The organism is Planococcus halotolerans (assembly GCF_003289955.1).
GTDB lineage: Bacteria > Bacillota > Bacilli > Bacillales_A > Planococcaceae > Planococcus > Planococcus halotolerans.
The window spans coordinates 216,578-237,587 of record NZ_QLZR01000003.1; the positions used below are offsets into that span (position 1 = coordinate 216,578).

The window sequence follows — 21,010 nt, forward strand, 5'->3', positions numbered from 1 at the left end:
GAATTACGAGAATCGCTGATAAACGGTGAAAAATCGCTGATAAAGTGGAAAAAATCGCTGATAAACGTCCAAAAATCGCTGATAAACCTAAAAAAATCGCTGATAAATCATCAAAAATCGCTGATAAACCCAAAACCCAGCCTCCACCTCTCACCTTCAAACCCAATAATGATGCTTTTCGCAGGCGAAAAGCGATTTATTAAGATCGACGAACCTTTTTAAAGGTAATTCTCTTTCTAATCATAGAAAAAAGCGGTTGCGAAAGTCGCAACCGCCTTTCTTTCGCTAATTTAAGAAAGAACGATGCTTTTCGCCCGCGAAAAGCCCCTTATTAAATTCAACCCCATAAAAAAAGATGGCCGCGAAATCCTTCGCGGCCATCTTTCCCTTTACATACTCTCTATTTCTCTTTCATTCCGCTTAACCGCCGGACGCGTTAACGAGAAGACGGCAAAACCGAGTGCGCCGAGCACGATGACGCCGCCGACCCATGAGGTGCTGGTGACGGAACCGGTTTGCGCCAACGTGAAGCCGCCGATTGCGGAACCTAGCGCGATGCCGACTTGCAGGGCGGAGTTATTGAAGCTCTGCTGAATGTCGGATGTGGTGGGATCCGTTTCGATCAGGTAGCTTTGTTGCGGCGGAGCGAGAGCCCAGCTGAGTGCTGCCCAAACGACCATCACCGGCATGAAGATCACAAGTGAAAATGTGGTGAATGGCAACAGGAACAAAGAGACCGCGAATGCGGAAATGACGATTAGGATACTTTTCTTCGAGCCGATCGAATCGGACATTGTGCCGCCGATTGCGCCGCCGCTTACTGCAGCGATACCGAATACCAGATAACAGACGCTGACCCAGAAAGGATTCAAGTTCAACGTCGTCTCAAGAAACGGCGTGAAGTAGGCGTATACGGTGTAATGTCCCGCCAGCATGAACATTGTCGCCAGGTGAGCGGTGCCAATTTTTGCGCTGGCTACCGCTTTTAATTGCTGCTTCAGCGGAATTGCCTTACTGCCAGGAATCGGCTGGATATAAAGCGCGATCAGCGCCATCGAGCCGATGGACAATGCTGCGATGCCAAGGAAGATGAAGCGCCATCCGAATGCATCTGAAATAAGGATGCCAAGCGGAACGCCGAGAACGAGTGACGAAGAGACGCCCATGAAAATAAGGCCGATCGCTTTTGCGCGGTAAGGCGGTTCGACGATTTTAGCGGCGATGGTGAGCGACAGCACGATGATCAGCGCTGTACTTGCAGCCGTCAAAATCCGTGCAATCATCATCCAGGTAAAATCAGGACTGAAAAACGTCATGATATTGCCGAGGAAAAAGATGAACAAGGAAATCAGATAAACTTTTTTGCGTTCAAAGCGGCTGGTCGCCACCAGCAGGACAGGGCCGGCAATCGCATAGACCAACGCGAATAGAGTGATCAGCTGCCCCGCTGAACTTACCGACACGTTGAATTCATCGGCTATCGTCGGCAGGATTCCTCCGACAATCAGTTCCACAAGTCCGACTGCGACCGTGGATAAGGCTAAGATATAAACTTTCAAATTCATTGCAACTACGCTTCCTTTCCAATAAAAAATTGCTTCATTTGTCAGAAAATAAAAAAATCCTGATTACAGAAAACGAAAAGTCGTTTTCTGTAATCAGGATTTTGCGGTTCCTGGTAGAGACCCTTAAGCCGTATTCTTAAGGTTATACAGAGAGTATGGGTGGTTCGATTGATTACTTTGAAAATCTTACTACATATAAAATTTTTGTGCAAGTCGGCAGATATGCACAATAAAAATTTGAACGCTTTCACCACAAAAGGTATGATTTGAGAAACCATAATTATACATGAAAAGGAAGTGGCGGCAGTGCAGAAGAAATGGCTGATTTACGGAGCTTATGGCTATACAGGGGAATTGATTGCGAGAGAAGCGAAAAAGCGTGGCTGGAACCCTGTACTGGCCGGCCGGAATCCCGAGATGCTCAATCATCTTGCCAAAGAGCTGGATATGGAAGCGAGGGTGTTTCCAGTTGGTCCGAATATGGCTGAAAACCTGTCCGACATCGCACTTGTGCTGCACTGTGCCGGTCCTTTCCAAAAGACGAGCGCACCGATGATCAAGGCGTGCCTTGAAGCGGGAGCAGATTATATGGACATAACCGGTGAAATTTCCGTTTTCGAACACAGTTTTGCGCAGGATGCCAAAGCGAAAGAAGCGGGCATCACCATTTGTTCGGGTGTCGGATTTGATGTGATTCCGACAGATTGTACAGCGCTTAAGCTGAAAGAGCTGTTGCCGGATGCGACGACTCTTTCACTCGGCTTTGATTCGGATTCGGGTATTTCGCCGGGCACGTATAAAACGATGATCGAAGGGATGGGTTCCGGCAGTGCAGAGCGGCAGAACGGCCAGCTGATCCCTGTGTCGATCGGAAGCCAGCGCCGGTCAATCGATTTCGGCCGCGGCATGCGTTCTGCCATGGGTATTCCGTGGGGCGACGTGTCGACCGCATTTCATACGACAGGCATCCAGAACATCGCCACTTGGATTCCGATGAAAAAGTCACGCATCGCCGGTGCCCGGCTGTTGAATCCGGCCGGTTCGATTCTTGCGCTGCCGTTTATCCAGAAAAGATTGAAGAAGTGGATCAGCCTGCGCGTAAAAGGGCCGGATGAAACACGGCGAGCGGGAGCTCCTGCATATATCTGGGGAGAAGCGCGGAACGAGGCAGGTGTCATAAAAACGGTCCGGATTAAAACGGCGAATGTCTACGACTTAACGGTATATGGAGCACTTGAATCGGTCAGCCGCTTGCTGGAAGGCGAGTTTCCAAAAGGCAGCTACACGCCGGCAATGCTGTTCGGGTCGGGATTGATCGAAGAGTTGCCGGGTTCAGGGAAGTTTGAAGAAGAGACGATTTATCCGGAATGATAAATCCTGGTCCACATATTCTTATAAAATGACAAAAGCAATCCAGTAGAATCGCCGCTTCTATGACTGGATTGCTTTTATCTATTCAAATAAATCTATGTAAATATCCATCAAATATTTTGTTCATAACTTTCGGTGTGTTTTCTATATAAACATTAATTTGTTCCCTGTTCGATTCGAAGTTGTCAGAGTCACTTTCCTCTGTTGGGAAATCGGATATTCCTTTTATAATAATGCACTCAACCTCATTCTTCTTGCAGATATAAGCAATTGCACCTGCTTCTGTATCGGCTATTATGATGTTGTTTTCTTTAAGTTCCAAATAATCCTTCCACATAACTACTGCTTTGTCAGCTGTGCCGATGGTTCCGGTATAAAAATCATTTCCGTATTTGGATAAATCAATATCGACTATGAAGGATCGCTTAATGAAGGGCTCAATTTCTTTTACTGTGCAATCATATTGAACGGCTTTATCGGGTACAAAAATATCCAAATTGCTGAACTGATCATCTATTCCTGCACATGTTCCAGCAACGATTACTTTAGTTAGATTAAATTTAGAGATCATATACTGATTACCGCCGACACCATTTGCTTTTCTTATGCCGGTACTATAAAAAATAAGCTCCGCATCCTCGATAGTCCTCAAGAAATACTCGCCATAAGGATAACCGAAACGTTCGTTATCTTTTATGCTGAAGTATTCCAATGTCGCTTCATATTCCCACTTCGTCGCTATACTTATTCCTATCATTGACTTATCACCCTGCCTCGTAAGTTAAATAATATTCGTTCTGAGCTATTATCATTATATTAACATAAAATTCCATTTACTCTTTTTAAAATCCGCTTTTTTTTAAGTAAATTGCTCCTTAAATGGTTTAGCCAGAAATTCTCGGGGAATAGTAAGAAAAAACACCTTATATAAGTTTTGTATAACCAATTACGAGGCTGACTGCAAGGAGAGAGGAATGGACAATATACTTAATAAAGTAGCAAAATTCATCAAAGAAGAAAATAATGCTTTAACAGAGAATCTGTTGGGGCAGGCAACAGAAGAGCTGCAGTTAAATTTATCGAATGATCAGCTGGCCAGGCATCACGAATTAATCGGACTCCTTTTGGATAAGGTTGCACTTGGCTTATTAAGCACCCGCCAGGAAACCCTGGATATGGAAATGGATTATGATATCGATCATTTCTTTTACTACGACGGGACGCTTCTGAAAAATACGGTTGAAATCATCAGCACGTTTCGCCTGTCGCTTCTGCAGGAATTGCAGGACAGGGGCGTACTGGAGAACAGCAGCGCCGCTGAAATTTCCAGGCTTTATCATCATGTGATTTACATTTTTGATGATGCACTTCGGAAAACGACAACGAATTTCAATTTGGAAAACCAGAAAATACTGGATGCCAACGAACAGGAAATCATGGAACTGGCTGCGCCGATCGTTCCGATCAAAAGTGGAGTCGGCGTTATGCCGCTCATTGGAGAATTCACCGATTCAAGGGCAACTTATCTTTCGACGGAAGTTATTCCGAAGGTAGTGGAATTGGATATCGAGGAACTCGTGATCGACTTTTCTGGAATCCATCATTTCGATACAAATGTGGCGCAGCAGATTTTCCAGATTCGGGACATCTTGCAGCTGCTTGGAATAAAACCGGTGTTGACGGGAATTCGGCCGGTGATTGCGCATACCGCTGTCAGTTTGGGAATCAACTTGAACGATATGCAGACTTATGGGACTGTGAAAGAATTCCTGGAACTTACGAAACAATAAGGGGAAATCGTCGGCTGAACGGTAAGCTGGCGGTTTTTCTTTTTTGATTTGCCTGCGTTATCCAAGTGGAATTACTGAAAAAAATAAATGACGTGCTTGACTTGTTTACAGAACATGCTAAGATTATGAAAATTGAAAGCGGCTATACGAACGTTGAATGATGATTGAGTAGGCTAATTGCGGGCAGCAGGAAGAGACTGGATGAGTGGTGCAAATTCAGGCAGCAATATAGGTGAATTACGCCATCTGTAATTTCGACGATGAATGAAGTGGATGTTCCGGCGAGAAATCGGGATGTCAAATTGGGTGGTAACGCGGAGAAAGTCTTCGTCCCTTTGTTTAGGGGACGTGGGCTTTCTTTTTTTCGTTTTAAATACTTTCTAGAATCCAGGGGGAATCGGCAATGTTTCGTATCAAAGCAGTGTTATCACCGAGTTTTACAGAAGCGGTTGTGCTTGTGGCAATCGTAGTAGCAATTATCAGTTCCAGCATCATCTTTTTTGAAGCTCCTCCGCATGTACCGATTCTATTATCGATTTTGCTTTTGATTTGCTACGGCTTGGTTAAAAAGATATCGTACAAGGAATTGGAACGCGGTTTAGTGGAAGGCGCGGGAGCAGGGATGAGCGCGGTATTCCTGTTTTTCTTTATCGGTATACTGATCAGCAGCTGGATGCTGAGCGGTACTATTCCGACTTTGATCTTTGCTGGCTTTAATCTGGTTACGCCACTCTTTTTCTTTGCCATCGTTTTTATCATCACTTCAATCATCGGTTTATCCATCGGCAGTTCCTTGACCACCGTCGCTACGGTGGGTGTAGCTGTTATCGGGATCGCCGGTGCACTTGATCTGTCGCTTGCCGTCACGGCGGGTGCCATTGTTTCCGGTGCATTCTTCGGCGATAAAATGTCTCCGCTATCGGACACAACAAATCTGGCATCATCAATTGTAGGCGTCGATCTGTTTGAACACATCCGGAACATGAGCTGGACGACAATTCCAGCATTCCTTCTGACATTGATTTTCTTTGGGCTCATGTCGCCGTCGATTACACTCGACAATACGGCAGATATTGCGCTGTTTAAAGAAGGATTGCTGGAGACCGGCTTAATTCATTGGTACTCAGTCATTCCTTTACTCGTCCTAATCGCATTGACAATCATGAAAGTGCCGGCGTTAATGACATTGGCTGCGAGCTCGATTGCTGCCATTATCGTTTCGCTGTTTCATCAAAGCCTTCAAGTTTCTCAGACGCTCGGTGTTTTATTCGGCGGCTATGTCTCGGCGACCGGCATTGAAGAAGTTGATGCCCTTCTTTCAAGAGGCGGCATGGAAAGCATGTTCTTTACCATCGGCCTGGTGCTGCTGGCACTCAGCATGGGCGGCTTATTATTCACTTTAGGAATCGTTCAATGTTTACTAATGAAAATTGAAAGCCTGTTGAAAAAGGTTTCTTCCGTTATTGTAGCTTCTGCTTTGACGGCAATCGGCGTCAACATTTTAATCGGAGAACAATATCTATCGATTCTGCTTACAGGACAGGCCTTTCAAGGTCCATACGAAAAGTTGGGTCTGGCAGGAAAGAACTTAAGCCGGGTTATGGAAGACGCTGGAACGGTTGTGAATCCCCTCGTTCCATGGAGTGTCTGCGGTATTTTCATCACGTCTGTCCTTGGCGTATCGACTCTTGAATACTTGCCGTTTGCGTTCTTCTGTCTATTGTCACCAGTATTGACTGTTCTGTTTGGAATCAGTGGAAAAACGTTGACGTACACTAAAAATGCCTAAAGACAATAGTAGTTGGGCAAAAGCACTACCAATTTCTGAATGTTAGTGGCTGTTTCTGCTAGCTTCGTTTACCATAGACGGTAGAAGCCGACCATCAGGAATCCACCATTCGAATATGAAAGGAGTTTTCATATGGAAATCGGGATTGAAATTTTCCACATTGTCCTGCCGATCATTCTTGTGGGAGCAATTTCGCTCTTTGTAATTCTCAGACTTAAAGAGAAGCAGAAGAGGGGGACGCTCGCCAAGAAAGAAACAACAGCTGCCCAGAGTTTACTGGACAGTCTGATTCCTTTAGGAATGGTATGTGGCACTGCACTCGGTTTAGTCCTCAGTATATTCCTTCCGTTTTCAATGGCAACAGGCATTACGTTTGGCGCTGGATTAGGGCTGCTCGGCGGTTATTTTGCTTATGAATTTTACAGTAAGCAAGAAGAGCCGAATATCCAGTAGAGAATAAAAGCAGTGAAGCAGTCAGGAATTAAGCTGACCGCTTCACTGCTTTTTATTTATTGCTGTACAGGTAGTAATCCTGGGCATGCATGACTTCAAAGCCAACTGATTCATACAAACCTAGTGCCTGGGCATTCTTGGTTTCCACATCCAGATGCACGGAATAGCCGAGGTCATGCTGGTGCTTGACTGTGCGCCGCAATACTTTACGGCCAATGCCTTTTCCTTGGTGCTCCGGAAGAATTGAAAAACCATAGATCCATGCCTCGTTGCTTTTTCTGGCTACCCGAATTTTTCCGACGGTTTCTCCATCTGCATCGATCATCAGCATTTCCGTATCTTCGTCTCCGTCCAGCCGGGTTTCCATAGCTCTGGCATCCTCTTTTGAATAACCGAATGCTTCCACATCGAGCCGAATCCTAACTTCAAGATCTTCATTTGTCGCTGTGCGTAATTGGAAGCCGGACACATCTTCGAGAGGCTGGGGTTTCCACTCCATCTGATGTTCGGTAAAAGAATAAACGGCTCCGATATTCCTTAGGAATTCCTTTGCTGCTGCTGAACTGGCGGGGGCATTCAATAAAATTTTGTTGAAGCCGTTCTGTCTTACAGCAGCCATCGCTTGATCAAAGAGTTTGGAGAAATGTCCCTTTCTGCGTTCATCCGGCTTCACCATTCCCGTCACTTCTACTGTTGAACCGAATGAATACAATCCGATAAAAGCAATCAGTTTATCATTTTCATAATATAAATGATCAAGTTGAGTGGAATCTCTGTTTCGGAGCATCTCCCAATTCAACTTTAGTTCAAGATCATCGTATAATTCCACTTCTTTTTGGAGTTGTTCTATCTCGTGAAGTTGTTGCGTTGTTAACATGTTTTTCTCCTCAATAAATAAATTTGAATATTCGCCATCATTGAAGTTTCTCATATTCTTTTAAAGGAAGCAACGTCGCAGTTGATTCATTGTCAGGACAAGATTAGATTTACTTATTAAAAACTTATTCGCAGATTCTTCTGTAATTTAACTGGGATTCTTAAATAGAATGATACAATTGAGTTAAGTTACGTACGATTCGTTTAAGAAGTGGTTAAGAATAAATCCTTATAGGAGGGGAAACATGGGTATCTTGCTGGCGATAATATTTGGAATCTCGATTTTGCTGTCGGTATTTGCGTTATTTTATGTAACCATTGCACGCAGTTGGCAGAGTTTTATTGTACTGGGATTGGCAACTCTTCCGGTTTCTTTCTACTTATTATCAGGTGAGATGCCCGTCCAGGCCGCTGGATTAATTTCAGCAGGGTGTTTTATTGTATCCGGCTTTTTATTCATACAGAATAAACAAAAGAAGCTGGTATAAGATGTTCCATTTAGTTCCCGGTTACTACCTAACTTAGCCAAGCCAAACATAAAAGGAGAAAAGATGCGATTCATATAGCTTCTTTTCTCCTTTTTCTTTTCCTTTAAATACGTGTTTATGACCCTTACACAATAACTATACAAACTGAGTTTCCAAGTTTAAAATTGAGGGAATAAGAAGGAGTAGTGCCACATTCTGAATAAAGCCCTCTTATAAAGATACTTCTGCAAACTTCAGCCGGCTGGGTAGACTAAAATACTGTGGGAATGAAAGGCGGTACATATATGAGTAATGCTGGAAAATCCGTAATCGTGATTGGGGGAGGGCTTGGCGGTTTGTCTGCTGCTATTTCACTTGCGCAAAAAGGTTATGCGGTTTCATTATATGAGAAGAATAACCATATCGGCGGCAAAGTGAATCGCCTGGAACAGGACGGTTTCGGTTTCGACCTGGGTCCGTCCATTTTAACGATGCCGCATATTTTCGATAAATTATTCCGCGGGAGCGGCAAGCGGATGGAGGATTACATACAGATGAAGCGGCTAAACCGGGAATGGCGTTCGTTCTTTCCTGACGGCACCGTGCTGGATCTATACCGCAATCTTCACATGATGGAGCGGACAAATCCTGCTCTTTCCAAAAAGGATATCAAAGAATATTATTCACTGTTGAAATATTCACAGCGGATCTATAAAACGACTGAACACAGTTATTTGGCAGAAGGCTTCGAGTCGCCGAAAGAAGCGGTCGCACAAAACGGCATCCTGGCGACATTGGTCGGCTTTGATCTGACGTCGACGATGTACGAGGGGATTTCCAAGCGCATCAGCAATCCGCATTTGCGTGATATGCTGTCGTATTTCGTCAAATACGTCGGCTCTTCTCCATACAGCGCGCCGGCTGTGCTCAATATGATGATTTATATGCAGCATGCGCAGGGCTGCTGGTATGTACCGGGCGGAATGCACAAGCTGGCGGAAGGCCTGACGAAACTGGCGGAAGAAGAAGGTGTGCAAATTCATACTGGCATGGGTGTAGTCCGTGCCCGCACGAATAAAGATAAGAAGATCGCAGGTGTTGAACTCGAAGATGGTTCATTCCAGACTGCTGATTATTATGTGTCCAATATGGAAGTGATTCCGTTTTACCGGGAAATGGTGGACGCGGATGACAAGTTTGTCGAGAAGCTCGAGAAAAAATACGAACCGGCGAGTTCAGGGCTTGTGCTGCACTTGGGTGTGAAGAAAACGTATCCGTTCCTGAACCATCATAATTTCTTCTTCTCTGAAAATCTGAAAGAACAGATGGAGAAAGTGTTTGAGAAACACGAGCTGCCGGATGATCCTACCATTTATCTTGTTAACGTCAATAAAACAGACCCGATGCAGGCACCGGAAGGACACGAAAACATCAAGATCCTGCCACACATTCCATACATTCAGGACAAGACGTTTACGCCGGAACAGTATCTGGAATTTGAAAACCGTGTCATCGATAAGCTCGAACGCATGGGCCTTGATGGACTGCGGGAAAATATCGTAACGCGCGACGTCTGGACGCCGCATGATATAGAACGTGTCTATGGCTCCGACCGCGGCGCCATTTACGGCACCGTTTCCGATAAAAAACGAAATGGCGGATTTAAACATAAAAAGCAGAGTGAACTTTATGATAACCTGTATTTTGTCGGAGGTACGGTCAATCCTGGCGGCGGCATGCCAATGGTGACGCTAAGCGGCCAGCAGGTGAGCGACAAAATTGTGAAGCGTGACCAGGTGAAAAAACGTTAAAGGAAAGTATAAAAGCAATCCCGGTCGGTGTGAGAAATTTTATTTCTTGCATCGGAATTTTAGTTTTGTTTATAGCATCATAAAAAATACTTTTATTTAGAATTATTTCATAATATTTACATGCTGTAATGAGAAATTAACACTTCCATAAAATTAGCTTCACATTCTTACTCTACACTTGGAATCGGCAACAAAATACAAGAGCGATTACAGGAGGGTATTAAGATGAAGTACGAATTGAGCAAGAAGGCTGCCGGGATTTCCATCGCTGCTGCTGTCGCATTTTCTTCAATCGGTTTAGCGTTGAACAGCCCGGCAACAGAAGTAGAGGGCAAAAAAAATGAACCGGCGAATGTCATCATGATGGTCAAGGATGGCACGAGTGCAGGGGCAATTACGTTAGCAAGATGGTATAAAGGCGAGGATCTTGCAATGGATAAAATTCTCGTGGGTGGAATGCACACGAATTCTGCTGAGTCTGCCATTACGGATTCTGCTCCGGCCGGAACTGCTATGGCAACCGGCAATAAGACAAACGATAAAGTAATCGGTCTTCTACCGAAAGTTGTAAACACCGAAGGCGCAGAAATGATCGAACCGGTCGAGCCGGAAGATGCGCTTGCTCCGATAGCCAATGTCTTGGAAGGTGCTGAACTGGCCGGCAAATCGACAGGCATCATTTCAACTTCAGAGATCCAGCATGCCACACCGGCGGCATTCTCTGCTCATGCACCCGCACGTTCTCATTATGACGATATTGCGGAGCAACAGGTTTATCAGGACATCGAAGTGGTCCTTGGAGGCGGAAGAGAATCATTGAATACCGGAAATACAAGAAACGCGCGTAAAGACGGTGAAAACTTATTGGAAGTCATTGACGGGAATGGCTATGATTTTGTGGAAACGAAAGATGAACTCTTGAATTCTACATCAGATAAGCTATGGGGTTCATTCGCACCTTCTGCGCTGGCCTATGACTTTGACCGTCAGGCAGCTGGAAACAGTGAAGAACCGTCGATTGCTGAAATGACGAAAAAAGGTATCGAGACGCTTTCCAAAGATGAAGATGGATTCTTCATGTTTGTTGAAGGCAGCAAAGTGGACTGGGCAGCACATGCCAATGATCCAATCGGCATTATCAGTGACGTGCTGGCATTCGATGAAGCTGTTAAAGAAGCCCTGGAATTTGCGGAAGAAGACGGCAACACGATGGTGATCGTTGTCAGTGACCACGGCAACAGCGGCATCACCATGGGCAATGTAAATACAAGTGGTACTTATTCATCCATTCCCGTTTCCGCATACATCGAGCCGCTGAAAAAAGCGGAACTGACTGTTGAAGGGGCATTGTCGAAACTGAAAGCAGACCGTTCCAATATGGAAGAAGTGGCAGCACTTTATGGCTTGGACGATTTGTCGGGAGATGAGCTGAAAGCGTTGAAAGCTGCGGAAAACGTGGCGGGCCTTATGTCAGACCTGTTGTCTGAACGGGCCAACCTAGGCTTCACGACCGGAGGACATACTGGAGAAGATGTCTTCCTGTATGCATACGGACCGTCTAAACCTACTGGGCTGGTGGACAACACAGACCTTGCCGGAAATATGGCTGCGCATCTTGGCTTCAACCTTGCTGAAGTAACTGAGGAGCTTTTCGTCAATGCGGAAGAAGCGTTTGAACAAAAAGGCTTCGTAACAAATATCGATGATACGGATGCAGAAAACCTGGTTTTTGTTGCAGAAAAAGGGAACCTCAAAATCGAGTTGCCCGAGAATAAGAACGTTGCAAATGTAACGCAGAACAAGAAGTCATACGAGAAGAAGCTTGAAGGTGTGACGGTATTCAACGGAGAAGCCTTCTTCGTTTCAAAAAAGGCATTGAATATGTCTAAATAAGCCGAGTCAAAAAGCTGTTTTCCCAGTGATAAGCTGGGGGACAGTTTTTTTGTCTGGATTTAAAGCTGAAACTTTCCCTGTTTATTAATGTCCCGGTCATACTTTGTTCATAAACGTCTGTTAAAGTGAGGACATCGAGCAAAAGAAAGAGGGATGACAATGAAACAGGCTATGTACATTGCAATTGGAATTATCGCTGCCTCAGCAATTTTCCTGTTGGTGGGGTTCAATAAAGATGAGGTCGTGGCGACAGTCAACGGCACGGATATCGAAAAGGATGCACTTTATGATCAGATGGTGAAGACAAGCGGAACAGAGGCGCTGGATATCATGATTTCCAATGAAATCATCCGCCAGGAAGCCGAAAAAGCGGATATTGAAATCACACAGGATGAATTGGACGCGGAATTGGCGGAATATGAAGAACAGTACGGCGGTGCAGAAGGCCTTGCCACTGCGCTTGAAGGAAGCGGTCTGACTGAGGAAGATCTGGAAAAAGAGATGAAAAACTTCCTGAGAGTCGAGAAATTGATTGGTCCTGAAATCGAAATTACAGATGAAGCGATTGAAACTTATTTCAAGGAAAACAAAGAGGCTCTTGGCCAAAGCGCGACCGTGGAAGCCAGCCATATCTTAACTGAAACAAAAGAACAAGCTGAAGAAGTGTCGCAGAAATTGGCTGACGGGGGAGACTTCGCAGAACTTGCTGCTGAATATTCGATTGACACGGCCACTGCCGAAAACGGCGGGGAACTTGGCAGCTTTGGAACCGGTGAAATGGCACCTGAATTCGAAGAAGCGGCATTCTCCATGAACCCGGATGAAATCAGTGATCCAGTCCAAACGGATTTCGGTTACCATATCATTAAAGTAACAGATAAGACCGAAGCTGCAGAAGCAACACTTGAAGACAGCAAGGAACAGATCAAAGAGATTTTATTTGATGAAGCCTTGAATGCCCAATATGCAACGTGGATTGCAGAAAAACAGGCGGCATACAGTATTGAAAACAAATTAAACCAGGGCTGATTTTAAGCCCCTATATTAAGGAAGTAAAGCAAAAACCGCGATTTGGATGATAATCCAAGCCGCGGTTTTTCAGTGTGTTTATCTTGTTATTAAACTGCCAGATACTCACTGAGAGCGTTCTGCAGCGTACCCAGTGTTTTGGTTTTAGGATCAAAAGATAAACCAAGATTGATCATTTTCCGTACGACTTCTGCGCGCAACCCGGTAATAATCGTTTTGCATCCCATCATGGCCGTACCATCGATGATCTTCATCAGGTGATGGATGACTTCCGGTTCCATATCAGCAATGCCGGACAAGTCCAAAATCAATGTATCAATATGTGAATTTCCTACTTCGGTCAGCACTTTTTCTTCCAGAATCGATGTGCGGAAAGAATCAACCGAACCGATCAATGGCAGGATTGAAACAGAGGCATTGATTGGAATGATCGGCACTGACAGGTTCTCGACAAGCTGGCGATGTGCCTTGATCAACGAGTCTTTATAGATAGAATAATTGATGAAAAAGTTATTTAGAAATGTATCGACGCGTGTATTCACATCTTTTTCCATGGAGAAAAAATCGAATCCTGTTTTATTGTATGTAGCATCGTTGTATTGCTGGAGGAATGTCCAAAGCGTACGTCGGATTGCTTGCACCCATTCCAATTTAAAAGAAAGTTCAATCGAGTGTGTTGCCCAGGCAATGCCTTCCTGCTTTGCAAATAATTTAAGATCTTCTTCCTGGCCTTCGATGATATAGCCGACGACTTTGTGGGCATTTGAGACAAGGTCAATGTTGCCGATTTTCAGTATTTCATCAATCTGGTCCTTGACGTTCACGGCTTCTTCCAATAATTTTTCCTCAAACGCTTCCTGGTATTTATCGAAAAAAGCTTTGATTTCTTCTGATTTTTGCAATGCCTCAGCCATTACTCTTTCTCCTTTTATAAGTAATTTTTTTAAAATAATCCCAATAACTTTATTTAAGTATAGCATCAATGAAAATCACATTGTAAACCTATGTCTAACAAAATGAACAATTCTAACTATACCCTCCTATTTCATAATAAAACCAAATATTAGGGGATATAAGTTTTTATTTTCATAAATAAAAACCGCCCACAGGGAGCGGTTCATCACATATATCACCGGAGTGCTGGAAACTTCAAACGGATCAAACGGTAAATATTCTGTACTATGGCTTTGCCGACCGCATAGAATGGGATGACGAGAATCATGCCTATAATTCCGGCAAAACTTGCGCCAATATAAAGAAGGAAAATAATTGTGACCGGATGTACCTCAAGTTTATGGCCCATAACGTTCGGCGAGATCAGATTGCTCTCTAGTTGCTGAATAATGAGGATGGCGATGGCCGTCCAAAGCGCAAGCAGCGGATCCTGGATAAGCGCCACAATCAGCACCGGCACTGCACCGATGAATGGTCCGAGAAACGGAATCAGGTTAGTGAACATCGAAACAAGCGCCAGAATCACAGCATATTCCAATCCAAGCAGCATGTATGCGACCAGGCTGAGCGCACCGACGAACAAGCTGACAATCGCCTGTCCCTGAATATAGGCACTCAAATTTTCATCCATATCCTGAAGGATTTTTCTCCCTTCTTCACGGGAATCCTGCGGCAAAATTTTAAGGAAACTGTCCGGCAGGCGGTCGCCGTCTTTCAAGAGGAAAAACAAGACGAACGGCACGATGACCAATTTGGACACTATGCTTAAAAAGCTTGCCAGAAAGCTAAGAATACTTGAGCTTAAATCTGAAAAAGTGGTAGAAAAATTGTCTGTTAACGTGGTTGGCTGAAGATCCGGCATGACATTTTGCTCTTGGATAAATTGCCACCAGTCACTTTCAAGGGTCATATCTACCCAATCCTGCACACGCTGTGCAATAACCGGAAAATTATTGATGAGCGTCATTATCTGTTCCGCCAGTAATGGACCCAGCCAGCTGCCGAGGAAGAACAAGATGATGGAGAAAATCATGAATATCGACAGAATGGCTGTTACACGCCCCATCCGTTTTTCGAGCAATCGCACGAGCGGGCGGAAAATATAATAGAGGATTCCCCCGACAATCACGGTAGGGGCGATGGTAGAAATAATGACTTTAAATGGATATAGAAGAAAGGGCATACGTGCTGCCAAATATAAAATAATGAGAATGAGAACAACGCTATAGAGGAATAAAAACCATTTTGTTTTCGGCATGCGCAGCCCTCCCAGCTTCCGGCCGTAGAAAGGCCTTTATTTCCTTATTACCTGTAAGGGAGGGCGTTAAACAATTAAATGAGGCTGCGTCCACCCAGTGTAGGTGAACTTCATGAATTTATTAAAAACCTCTCATCGAATAAAGGTAAAAACCTCAGTTTTAATTGGATATAAAAATCCTATTAATTCTTCTCTAAAAACCATTGCGCCCTAGAATTTTCCAACATATAATAAATCAACCGTATTTGCGGGGACATGGGAGAAAAGAGGGTGCGCGGCCGATGAGAGCGAATGAGATTAAAACGATAGAGCAATTTATAGAAGAGATTCGGGGTTTGTGGGGAGAGCGATCGATCAGCCGCTTGCGCAATTGGCTAGCGGAATTAGAGACGGAAGAGGATTATTACCGGTTGATTCGCCTGGGAGATCGGGCGGAACTTTATAAATACAGCAATCTATTGGCGACGCATGCGCATAAACGTTTCGGCACGCTGAGGCCGTTTGCCTGGTATTGCACGCGGTTGTTGGAAACAGGCAAAAGCCTGGAAGCGGAAGAGCGCATGACAGCGCGTCTGCACGGTGTGCCGGAGTCGAATTTCACGGTTGATGAACGGGTGTCGGCGCATACGCTGCTATTTCGTGTGTTTTGCCAGCTGAACCGGATTCCGGAAGCGAAAGAGCAATTGGAGAAGATTAAAGAAGTCAAAGTGTTGGAATGGGCAGATCTTGAAGCGCTTTATAATCTTCACAGCGGCAAATGGGATGAGGCAGAAGAGATTTTACGAAACGCCTTAGTGAATCAAAAGGCAGAGCGAAATGATTATGTGCTCAGCCTGTTGGCGGATCATTTATCGGTGATGGGCCGGCAAAGTGAGGCTCTTGAACTGCTGCAGGAAGGACAAAGGCAATATCCGAATAACTGGTCGTTTTGGATGGAGCAGGTGAGGCGCCTGTTCCACCTGAATCGTTATGAGGAAACAATGCGTTTGATGGAAGACATCGATGCGAAAAATCCATATCATAGCCATCGCGATTTTTATGCGTACCTGACAGCAGAATGTTTATACAAGCTGGAGAGATGGGACGAACTCGAAGCTTGGATTTCGCAGCATAAAATCATATTGGAAAAGACGATTTACGGCAAAACGGCAATTCAACGGGAGGCTGGACATAAACAGCTGGAGCTCACGCCTAAGGTTCAGAAGCTCGATTATTGTGTGCCCGCGTCGCTGTCGATCATGCTGGAAGCGTATGGGATGGAAATCGGCCAGGATGAAATTGCCTCGCACGTGTTTGACGTAACAGGTTCAAAACTTCGGACGACGATGACGTATATGGAGTCGCTCGGTCTGAAAGGGCAGTATTTCAAAGGCAATCTTGAGCTTTATAAGAAGATGATAGATGCTGGCGTGCCGGTGCTGCTGTCGATGATGATTGAAAACAGCGCGCATGTGCAGGTCGTGGTCGGTTATGATGACAGGCTGCAGGTGATGCTCATCCAAGATCCGAACGACCAGGCACCGTCATTGATTCCGTATACAGAATTGAAAGATGGCTATAAGATGACGGATTCGTTGAGTATGATTTTCGCCAACGAAGAACAGGAATATTTATTGGCGGAGCTCAACCTGTCAGAGCATCGGTTCTATGAGCAGATGTATGCGTTTTTGGACGAGGAAGAAGAGCTTGAAAGCGAAGCGTTTCTTACTTTCCTGGAAGAGCATATCGAAGAACGTTATGCTGCCGTAATCGGGATTTCAATTCTATTTTCCGACCGGGCGAAAGCCCTTCACGATAAATGGGTGGAGCGGCTTCGGCAGGAATTTGGTCCGGACGATTCTGATCTCGCGCTATTGATCGCCCACATGCATTTCCAGAAGGATGAATTGCCGGAAGCGCTGGCGTGTCTGGCTGCAGTCAATGAAAAGAACAGCCCTTATGCGCTGTTCCTGCGTGGTGTGATCCTGATGAACCAGGACAGCCACACGCAGGCGATCCCGTATTTCAAGCAATCGATCGAGTTGGATCATTATCAGCCATCGGCGTACAGCCATTTGGCGCGCTGTTATATGGAAGTGGGCAAAATCCATCAGGCCTATAAATGGTCGTTGATTGCAGTGGAACAATTGCCATCAGATACTTATGTGCAGATAACGCACAGCCTGATCCAATATGAGTCCGGCGCTTACGCAAAAGCTCTGGCACGTTTCCGTAAATTGAGTGTGGAACATCCGGAAGACGGCTATTTCATCTATGAAATCGGCCGTTGCCTATTGGCGCTCGGCGAAGAAACCGAAGCCATCGACTCCTTTGAGCGGTATATCAACATGGCGCCGGAATTGGCGTATTCCTATTTGCGCCTTGCCGAAATCCATATGGCGGCGGAAAACTGGAAAGATGCCTCAACTATTGTCAAAAAAGGCTTGGAGCATGCGGACAATAAAGATGTGCTTCATGTTTACAGCGGACATATTGCCGCTGAGCAGGAGCAGTTTGCTAAAGCTGAAAGCGAATACCATAAAGCGCTCGAACTTGATCCGGAAGATTTGTTTGCCGTGACGTTCATCGCACATGCGCTCTTGAAGCAGGACCGTTTTGAACCTGCCGTTGCATTTTTAAAACAATACACAGCAAAAGGCGATGCTGGTTATTTTATCCGCTCGGCGACAATGCTGTGGGAAGAATGGCCGGAATATGCGGGGCAGCAGCATGCATTGACTCTTTTGGAGGCCGGTCTTGAAAACAGAGAACTTGAAGACTATATAGATATGGCGCTGCAATACGCGGATTTCGGGGGCAATCCTTTATTCCGAAATCGTGTATTAAATAAATTCAAGGAATTGCGTGAAACCGAAAGCGACGAAACCTTATTGTGCATCGAAGGGCAATTGCATGAGCAGGCAGGAAACAATCCGTTTGCACGTAAACTCTATGAAGAGGCATTGCAAAAAGAGCCGAGTGCACAGGCCAATTTCCAAATCGGTTTGATGGAAGCTGAAGCAGGCAGACTGGATGAAGCCATTCCATATTTAATCCGCAGTGCCGAACTGGATTTCGCAAATTCCGCTGTGCGGGAAGCGCTGGTCAAAGTTTACACGGAGAAGGAAGACATCCCGCGTGCTTTTGCGGCGGCTTTGACTTTATTGCAGAACGATCCCCTTGAACTCGATTTTAAGGAATTGTTCGAACTGGCCGTGACAGAGGAATCGGTCAAAGCGATTTCGAAAACGCTAGACCAAGTGGCGGAGCAAGTGCCGGAAGAATGGTGGCTTGTCGGGAAAGCTCATTGCGCGGAAAAAGAAGGGCGCATCAAAGAAGCGGAAGATTTGTTCGAACAGGCAAAAGCGCTGAACGGCGCATTTCCTTCCTATTACCAGCACGCCGAATTCTGTGTGCGGAGAGGTCAGCTGAAACGCGCTGCCCTGCTGCTGGAGGAGCTGATTGCAGAGCATCCGGAAGACGAACGGCTTTACGGTGAATATGTCCGGATCTATGCGGAAATGGGCAAATCCCACGATATCAATAAGCGTTTGAAAAAGCATCTTAAAGGCGAGGAGCTGGGACTTGCACAAGCATACTGCGCTGATGAACTCGGTCAGTGGTTCAATGAAACAGAAGAAGAGTCGGAAATTGAGCATGAGAAAAAAGGCGGTTTCGGCAAGCTGCTTCATACCGGGCAGCGTTTGCGGGTGTCTACAACGGTTTTCATCCTTTACGGTGAAGCGATGAAACGGGCACCGAAACATGAAGTGCCAGTGCTACGGCACGCGGCGTACTGCTTATCCCGGGGCATGTCCAAAGAAGCCATCGAGGAGCTGGGACCATTTGTGAAACGGACCGGCAATTACGAAGCGGCGAGCCTGCAATTGGAGGCGACGATGCAGCTGGCGGTCGACAAGCAATCGGAAAAATTGATTCATAAAGCCATCAAGCTGGCGGAAGGATTGCATAAAGAGCAGCCGAACGATGCGGCTGTGCTGATGAACTGGGGCCATGCACTCGTTGTGATCGACGAAACGCATGAAGCCTTAAGGAAATATGATCACGTCATTCAGCTGGAACCGTTTAACGGAGAGCCGTATGTCCGTATGCTTGAAATCCTGTCTGACGAAAGAAAATCCGAGGTGCCGACGTTGCTTGCACGGATTCCGGAAGAACTCGAAAGCAGCGAATGGATTCGGATGGCGCGTGGAATGAGCCATATGAAGATGGGGGAAGCGGTAAAAGGAAAGGAATTTCTGACAGCTTTGACGAAAGAAGTACCGGACTTTTCGCCCGCCTTTTACGAATTGGCGCACTGTGAAATGATGCTGGGCAATAAAGCGGGAGCTATTGAGGCCTTGCGTGAGCTGTTCCATAAGGAAGACGGCATAAACTTTGTGATGGCTATCGGTGAAGAGCCGCTGTTCGAAGAGATTTATGAAGATATTGATGAATTGGTGGCAGAATTAGTTTAGAAAGTTCTGAAGTCAGGTTTGTTCGGTAACAATGAGGAACGCATAGCTGAAGCACTGCTTTAGCTATGCTCTTTTTTGTATATGATAAGATGAACTTATCTGTGGGGTCATACTGTTCGAGAGGAGTAGATGTTATTGAAAATCAACTGGTGGCTTTTATTATTGCTGATTTCGGCGCTTGGTCTGGCGGCCTGCCAGAGCAATGCGAATGGAAGTGAAGAAATAAAAGAAGAGAAGTCAAAAGAAGAAGTGATAGAAGAAGTTGAAATTGACGAAAAGAAATTCGCAGTCAGCAAAGAAGTGACGGAAATTGAAGTGCTTACTTGGGAAGGCGACCAATATGTTACAACGATTGAGGATGAGTTGTTATTAGAAGACCTTGTCTATGCACTGGAAAATGCAGAAATAAATTATACGTGGGCTGTTTCCTGGGCTGGCCCTGATTACAAATTACTGTTCAAGCACGAGGATGAAGTTCTGTATGAAATTGGCTATTGCAATACAATCCAAAATTTCGAGGACGGTACTACCGACAGGTACTGGGAATTTGATCAATTGTACAAAGTGGACATCGAATTGCCGTTGAATTAGTGTTTGATAATCATTATTTATCAGCAGCTGCCGATGGAATATTTTCTGGAGCGTGTGTACTTTACTTTGTAATGAGTTGATCTGTTGGTCAGCTGATTAGATAAAGTGAAGAACTACCGCTTTTTTTATTTATTAAATTTTAAAATCGAAAAAAGCCGCCGCAAAAAATACCGGCTGACCTCGGTCCAGATAAAACTGTAGAGCAAGGAAAATCCCAGTATCGCCATCAAGAGAAGTGTATTTATATTAGATGCCGGACCAATAATCGGGAAATTCAGCACAAAAGCTACAAACGAGATGCCGCCAAAAAGCGCAATTCCAGAAAAAAGGATGACAGGCAATCTGGTCTTAACCAATCGGATGGAAATTCCAATGGCCAGTCCGAGAAGGCCTGTGGTAAACGGGAAGATGAACAATTCACTTGGCTGCAGCACGAACAGCAAAGCGATTGAAAGGAAATATGTGAAAAAGCCGGCAGTGGGTGACAGACATGCTGCCACTACGACCGGCAAAGTAGCAAACGGGCTAATCAGAAAACCAACGCCTGGAAGAAAGCCGCCTGCTGATTGAAGAATAGCCGCGAGTGCTGCTAAAAGTGCTGAGAAAACCAACAGCTGATTGCGGCTTTTCTTAATAGCTGACAAAAAGTCTGCGGAAAAAATCGGGTTTTTCCAATAAGCATTGAATTGCTTCATCTTTCACACCT

General features: G+C 45.2%; 17 protein-coding genes and 1 riboswitch. Of the genes, 11 read left to right on the forward strand and 6 right to left on the reverse strand.

Going from position 1 to position 21,010, the window contains the following annotated elements; genetic code table 11:
- Positions 1-44: 44 nt before the first annotated feature.
- Positions 45-203 (forward strand): hypothetical protein, encoded by a 159-nt coding sequence (locus tag DP120_RS18620; protein WP_205854529.1) that lies wholly within the window; start codon positions 45-47, stop codon positions 201-203.
- Between the two features lie 186 nt (positions 204-389).
- Here the strand turns inward: DP120_RS18620 and DP120_RS09895 are convergent, their stop codons facing one another.
- The gene (locus DP120_RS09895; RefSeq protein ID WP_112223508.1) at positions 390-1,565 is read right to left on the reverse strand and encodes an MFS transporter; all 1,176 of its coding nucleotides are present in this window, start codon (positions 1,563-1,565) and stop codon (positions 390-392) included.
- 70 nt (positions 1,566-1,635) lie between these two features.
- Positions 1,636-1,735, reverse strand: a riboswitch (purine riboswitch).
- A gap of 136 nt (positions 1,736-1,871) precedes the next feature.
- Between DP120_RS09895 and DP120_RS09900 the strand changes: the two genes are divergently transcribed.
- Entirely contained in the window at positions 1,872-2,936 is a 1,065-nt protein-coding gene (locus tag DP120_RS09900) for a saccharopine dehydrogenase family protein (RefSeq protein WP_112223509.1), read from the forward strand.
- Positions 2,937-3,021: 85 nt separating this feature from the next.
- Here DP120_RS09900 and DP120_RS09905 read toward each other — a convergent pair whose 3' ends face one another.
- Entirely contained in the window at positions 3,022-3,693 is a 672-nt protein-coding gene (locus tag DP120_RS09905; RefSeq protein ID WP_112223510.1) for a 5'-methylthioadenosine/S-adenosylhomocysteine nucleosidase family protein, read from the reverse strand.
- Between the two features lie 217 nt (positions 3,694-3,910).
- Here DP120_RS09905 and DP120_RS09910 point away from each other — a divergent pair, with 217 nt between their 5' ends.
- The 3 genes from DP120_RS09910 (at position 3,911) to DP120_RS09920 (ending at position 6,968) form a co-directional block, all read left to right on the forward strand.
- Entirely contained in the window at positions 3,911-4,726 is an 816-nt protein-coding gene (locus DP120_RS09910) for an STAS domain-containing protein (protein WP_112223511.1), read from the forward strand.
- A gap of 403 nt (positions 4,727-5,129) precedes the next feature.
- Positions 5,130-6,515 carry a Na+/H+ antiporter NhaC gene (nhaC, locus tag DP120_RS09915; protein ID WP_112223512.1) on the forward strand — a complete coding sequence of 462 codons (1,386 nt, stop codon included), beginning with the start codon at positions 5,130-5,132 and terminating at the stop codon, positions 6,513-6,515.
- Between the two features lie 132 nt (positions 6,516-6,647).
- A complete protein-coding gene (locus tag DP120_RS09920; RefSeq protein ID WP_112223513.1) occupies positions 6,648-6,968 on the forward strand; it encodes a hypothetical protein in 321 nt (106 codons plus the stop codon).
- Positions 6,969-7,020: 52 nt separating this feature from the next.
- Here DP120_RS09920 and DP120_RS09925 read toward each other — a convergent pair whose 3' ends face one another.
- A complete protein-coding gene (locus tag DP120_RS09925) occupies positions 7,021-7,845 on the reverse strand; it encodes a GNAT family N-acetyltransferase (RefSeq protein WP_112223514.1) in 825 nt (274 codons plus the stop codon).
- A 244-nt stretch (positions 7,846-8,089) separates the two neighbouring features.
- On the opposite strand from DP120_RS09925, the gene DP120_RS09930 reads away from it, so the two are divergent.
- The 4 genes from DP120_RS09930 to DP120_RS09945 all read left to right on the forward strand — a co-directional run bounded on the left by DP120_RS09930 (position 8,090) and on the right by DP120_RS09945 (position 13,044).
- Entirely contained in the window at positions 8,090-8,332 is a 243-nt protein-coding gene (locus DP120_RS09930; RefSeq protein WP_112223515.1) for a hypothetical protein, read from the forward strand.
- A 284-nt stretch (positions 8,333-8,616) separates the two neighbouring features.
- The gene (locus DP120_RS09935) at positions 8,617-10,122 is read left to right on the forward strand and encodes a phytoene desaturase family protein (RefSeq protein ID WP_112223516.1); all 1,506 of its coding nucleotides are present in this window, start codon (positions 8,617-8,619) and stop codon (positions 10,120-10,122) included.
- 225 nt (positions 10,123-10,347) lie between these two features.
- Entirely contained in the window at positions 10,348-12,015 is a 1,668-nt protein-coding gene (locus tag DP120_RS09940) for an alkaline phosphatase (protein WP_112223517.1), read from the forward strand.
- A gap of 159 nt (positions 12,016-12,174) precedes the next feature.
- Positions 12,175-13,044, forward strand: coding sequence for a foldase protein PrsA (locus DP120_RS09945; RefSeq protein ID WP_112223518.1), 870 nt, complete (start codon positions 12,175-12,177; stop codon positions 13,042-13,044).
- 89 nt (positions 13,045-13,133) lie between these two features.
- Here DP120_RS09945 and DP120_RS09950 read toward each other — a convergent pair whose 3' ends face one another.
- Entirely contained in the window at positions 13,134-13,958 is an 825-nt protein-coding gene (locus DP120_RS09950) for an STAS domain-containing protein (RefSeq protein WP_112223519.1), read from the reverse strand.
- Between the two features lie 215 nt (positions 13,959-14,173).
- Positions 14,174-15,256 (reverse strand): AI-2E family transporter, encoded by a 1,083-nt coding sequence (locus tag DP120_RS09955; protein ID WP_112223520.1) that lies wholly within the window; start codon positions 15,254-15,256, stop codon positions 14,174-14,176.
- Positions 15,257-15,537: 281 nt separating this feature from the next.
- Between DP120_RS09955 and DP120_RS09960 the strand changes: the two genes are divergently transcribed.
- Together DP120_RS09960 and DP120_RS09965 are read left to right on the forward strand one after the other, a co-directional pair.
- Positions 15,538-19,713 carry a tetratricopeptide repeat protein gene (locus DP120_RS09960; RefSeq protein ID WP_112223521.1) on the forward strand — a complete coding sequence of 1,392 codons (4,176 nt, stop codon included), beginning with the start codon at positions 15,538-15,540 and terminating at the stop codon, positions 19,711-19,713.
- 135 nt (positions 19,714-19,848) lie between these two features.
- Positions 19,849-20,304 carry a hypothetical protein gene (locus tag DP120_RS09965; protein WP_112223522.1) on the forward strand — a complete coding sequence of 152 codons (456 nt, stop codon included), beginning with the start codon at positions 19,849-19,851 and terminating at the stop codon, positions 20,302-20,304.
- A 125-nt stretch (positions 20,305-20,429) separates the two neighbouring features.
- Here DP120_RS09965 and DP120_RS09970 read toward each other — a convergent pair whose 3' ends face one another.
- A complete protein-coding gene (locus DP120_RS09970) occupies positions 20,430-20,999 on the reverse strand; it encodes a hypothetical protein (protein WP_112223523.1) in 570 nt (189 codons plus the stop codon).
- Positions 21,000-21,010 lie beyond the last annotated feature (11 nt).

Coding starts and splice junctions, on each gene's coding strand:
- DP120_RS09895 (WP_112223508.1), bottom strand. CDS start 1,565: ATGAATTTGAAAGTTTATATCTTAGCCTTATCCACGGTCGCAGTCGGA.
- DP120_RS09905 (WP_112223510.1), bottom strand. CDS start 3,693: ATGATAGGAATAAGTATAGCGACGAAGTGGGAATATGAAGCGACATTG.
- DP120_RS09910 (WP_112223511.1), top strand. CDS start 3,911: ATGGACAATATACTTAATAAAGTAGCAAAATTCATCAAAGAAGAAAAT.
- nhaC (WP_112223512.1), top strand. CDS start 5,130: ATGTTTCGTATCAAAGCAGTGTTATCACCGAGTTTTACAGAAGCGGTT.
- DP120_RS09920 (WP_112223513.1), top strand. CDS start 6,648: ATGGAAATCGGGATTGAAATTTTCCACATTGTCCTGCCGATCATTCTT.
- DP120_RS09925 (WP_112223514.1), bottom strand. CDS start 7,845: ATGTTAACAACGCAACAACTTCACGAGATAGAACAACTCCAAAAAGAA.
- DP120_RS09930 (WP_112223515.1), top strand. CDS start 8,090: ATGGGTATCTTGCTGGCGATAATATTTGGAATCTCGATTTTGCTGTCG.
- DP120_RS09935 (WP_112223516.1), top strand. CDS start 8,617: ATGAGTAATGCTGGAAAATCCGTAATCGTGATTGGGGGAGGGCTTGGC.
- DP120_RS09940 (WP_112223517.1), top strand. CDS start 10,348: ATGAAGTACGAATTGAGCAAGAAGGCTGCCGGGATTTCCATCGCTGCT.
- DP120_RS09945 (WP_112223518.1), top strand. CDS start 12,175: ATGAAACAGGCTATGTACATTGCAATTGGAATTATCGCTGCCTCAGCA.
- DP120_RS09950 (WP_112223519.1), bottom strand. CDS start 13,958: ATGGCTGAGGCATTGCAAAAATCAGAAGAAATCAAAGCTTTTTTCGAT.
- DP120_RS09955 (WP_112223520.1), bottom strand. CDS start 15,256: ATGCCGAAAACAAAATGGTTTTTATTCCTCTATAGCGTTGTTCTCATT.
- DP120_RS09960 (WP_112223521.1), top strand. CDS start 15,538: ATGAGAGCGAATGAGATTAAAACGATAGAGCAATTTATAGAAGAGATT.
- DP120_RS09970 (WP_112223523.1), bottom strand. CDS start 20,999: ATGAAGCAATTCAATGCTTATTGGAAAAACCCGATTTTTTCCGCAGAC.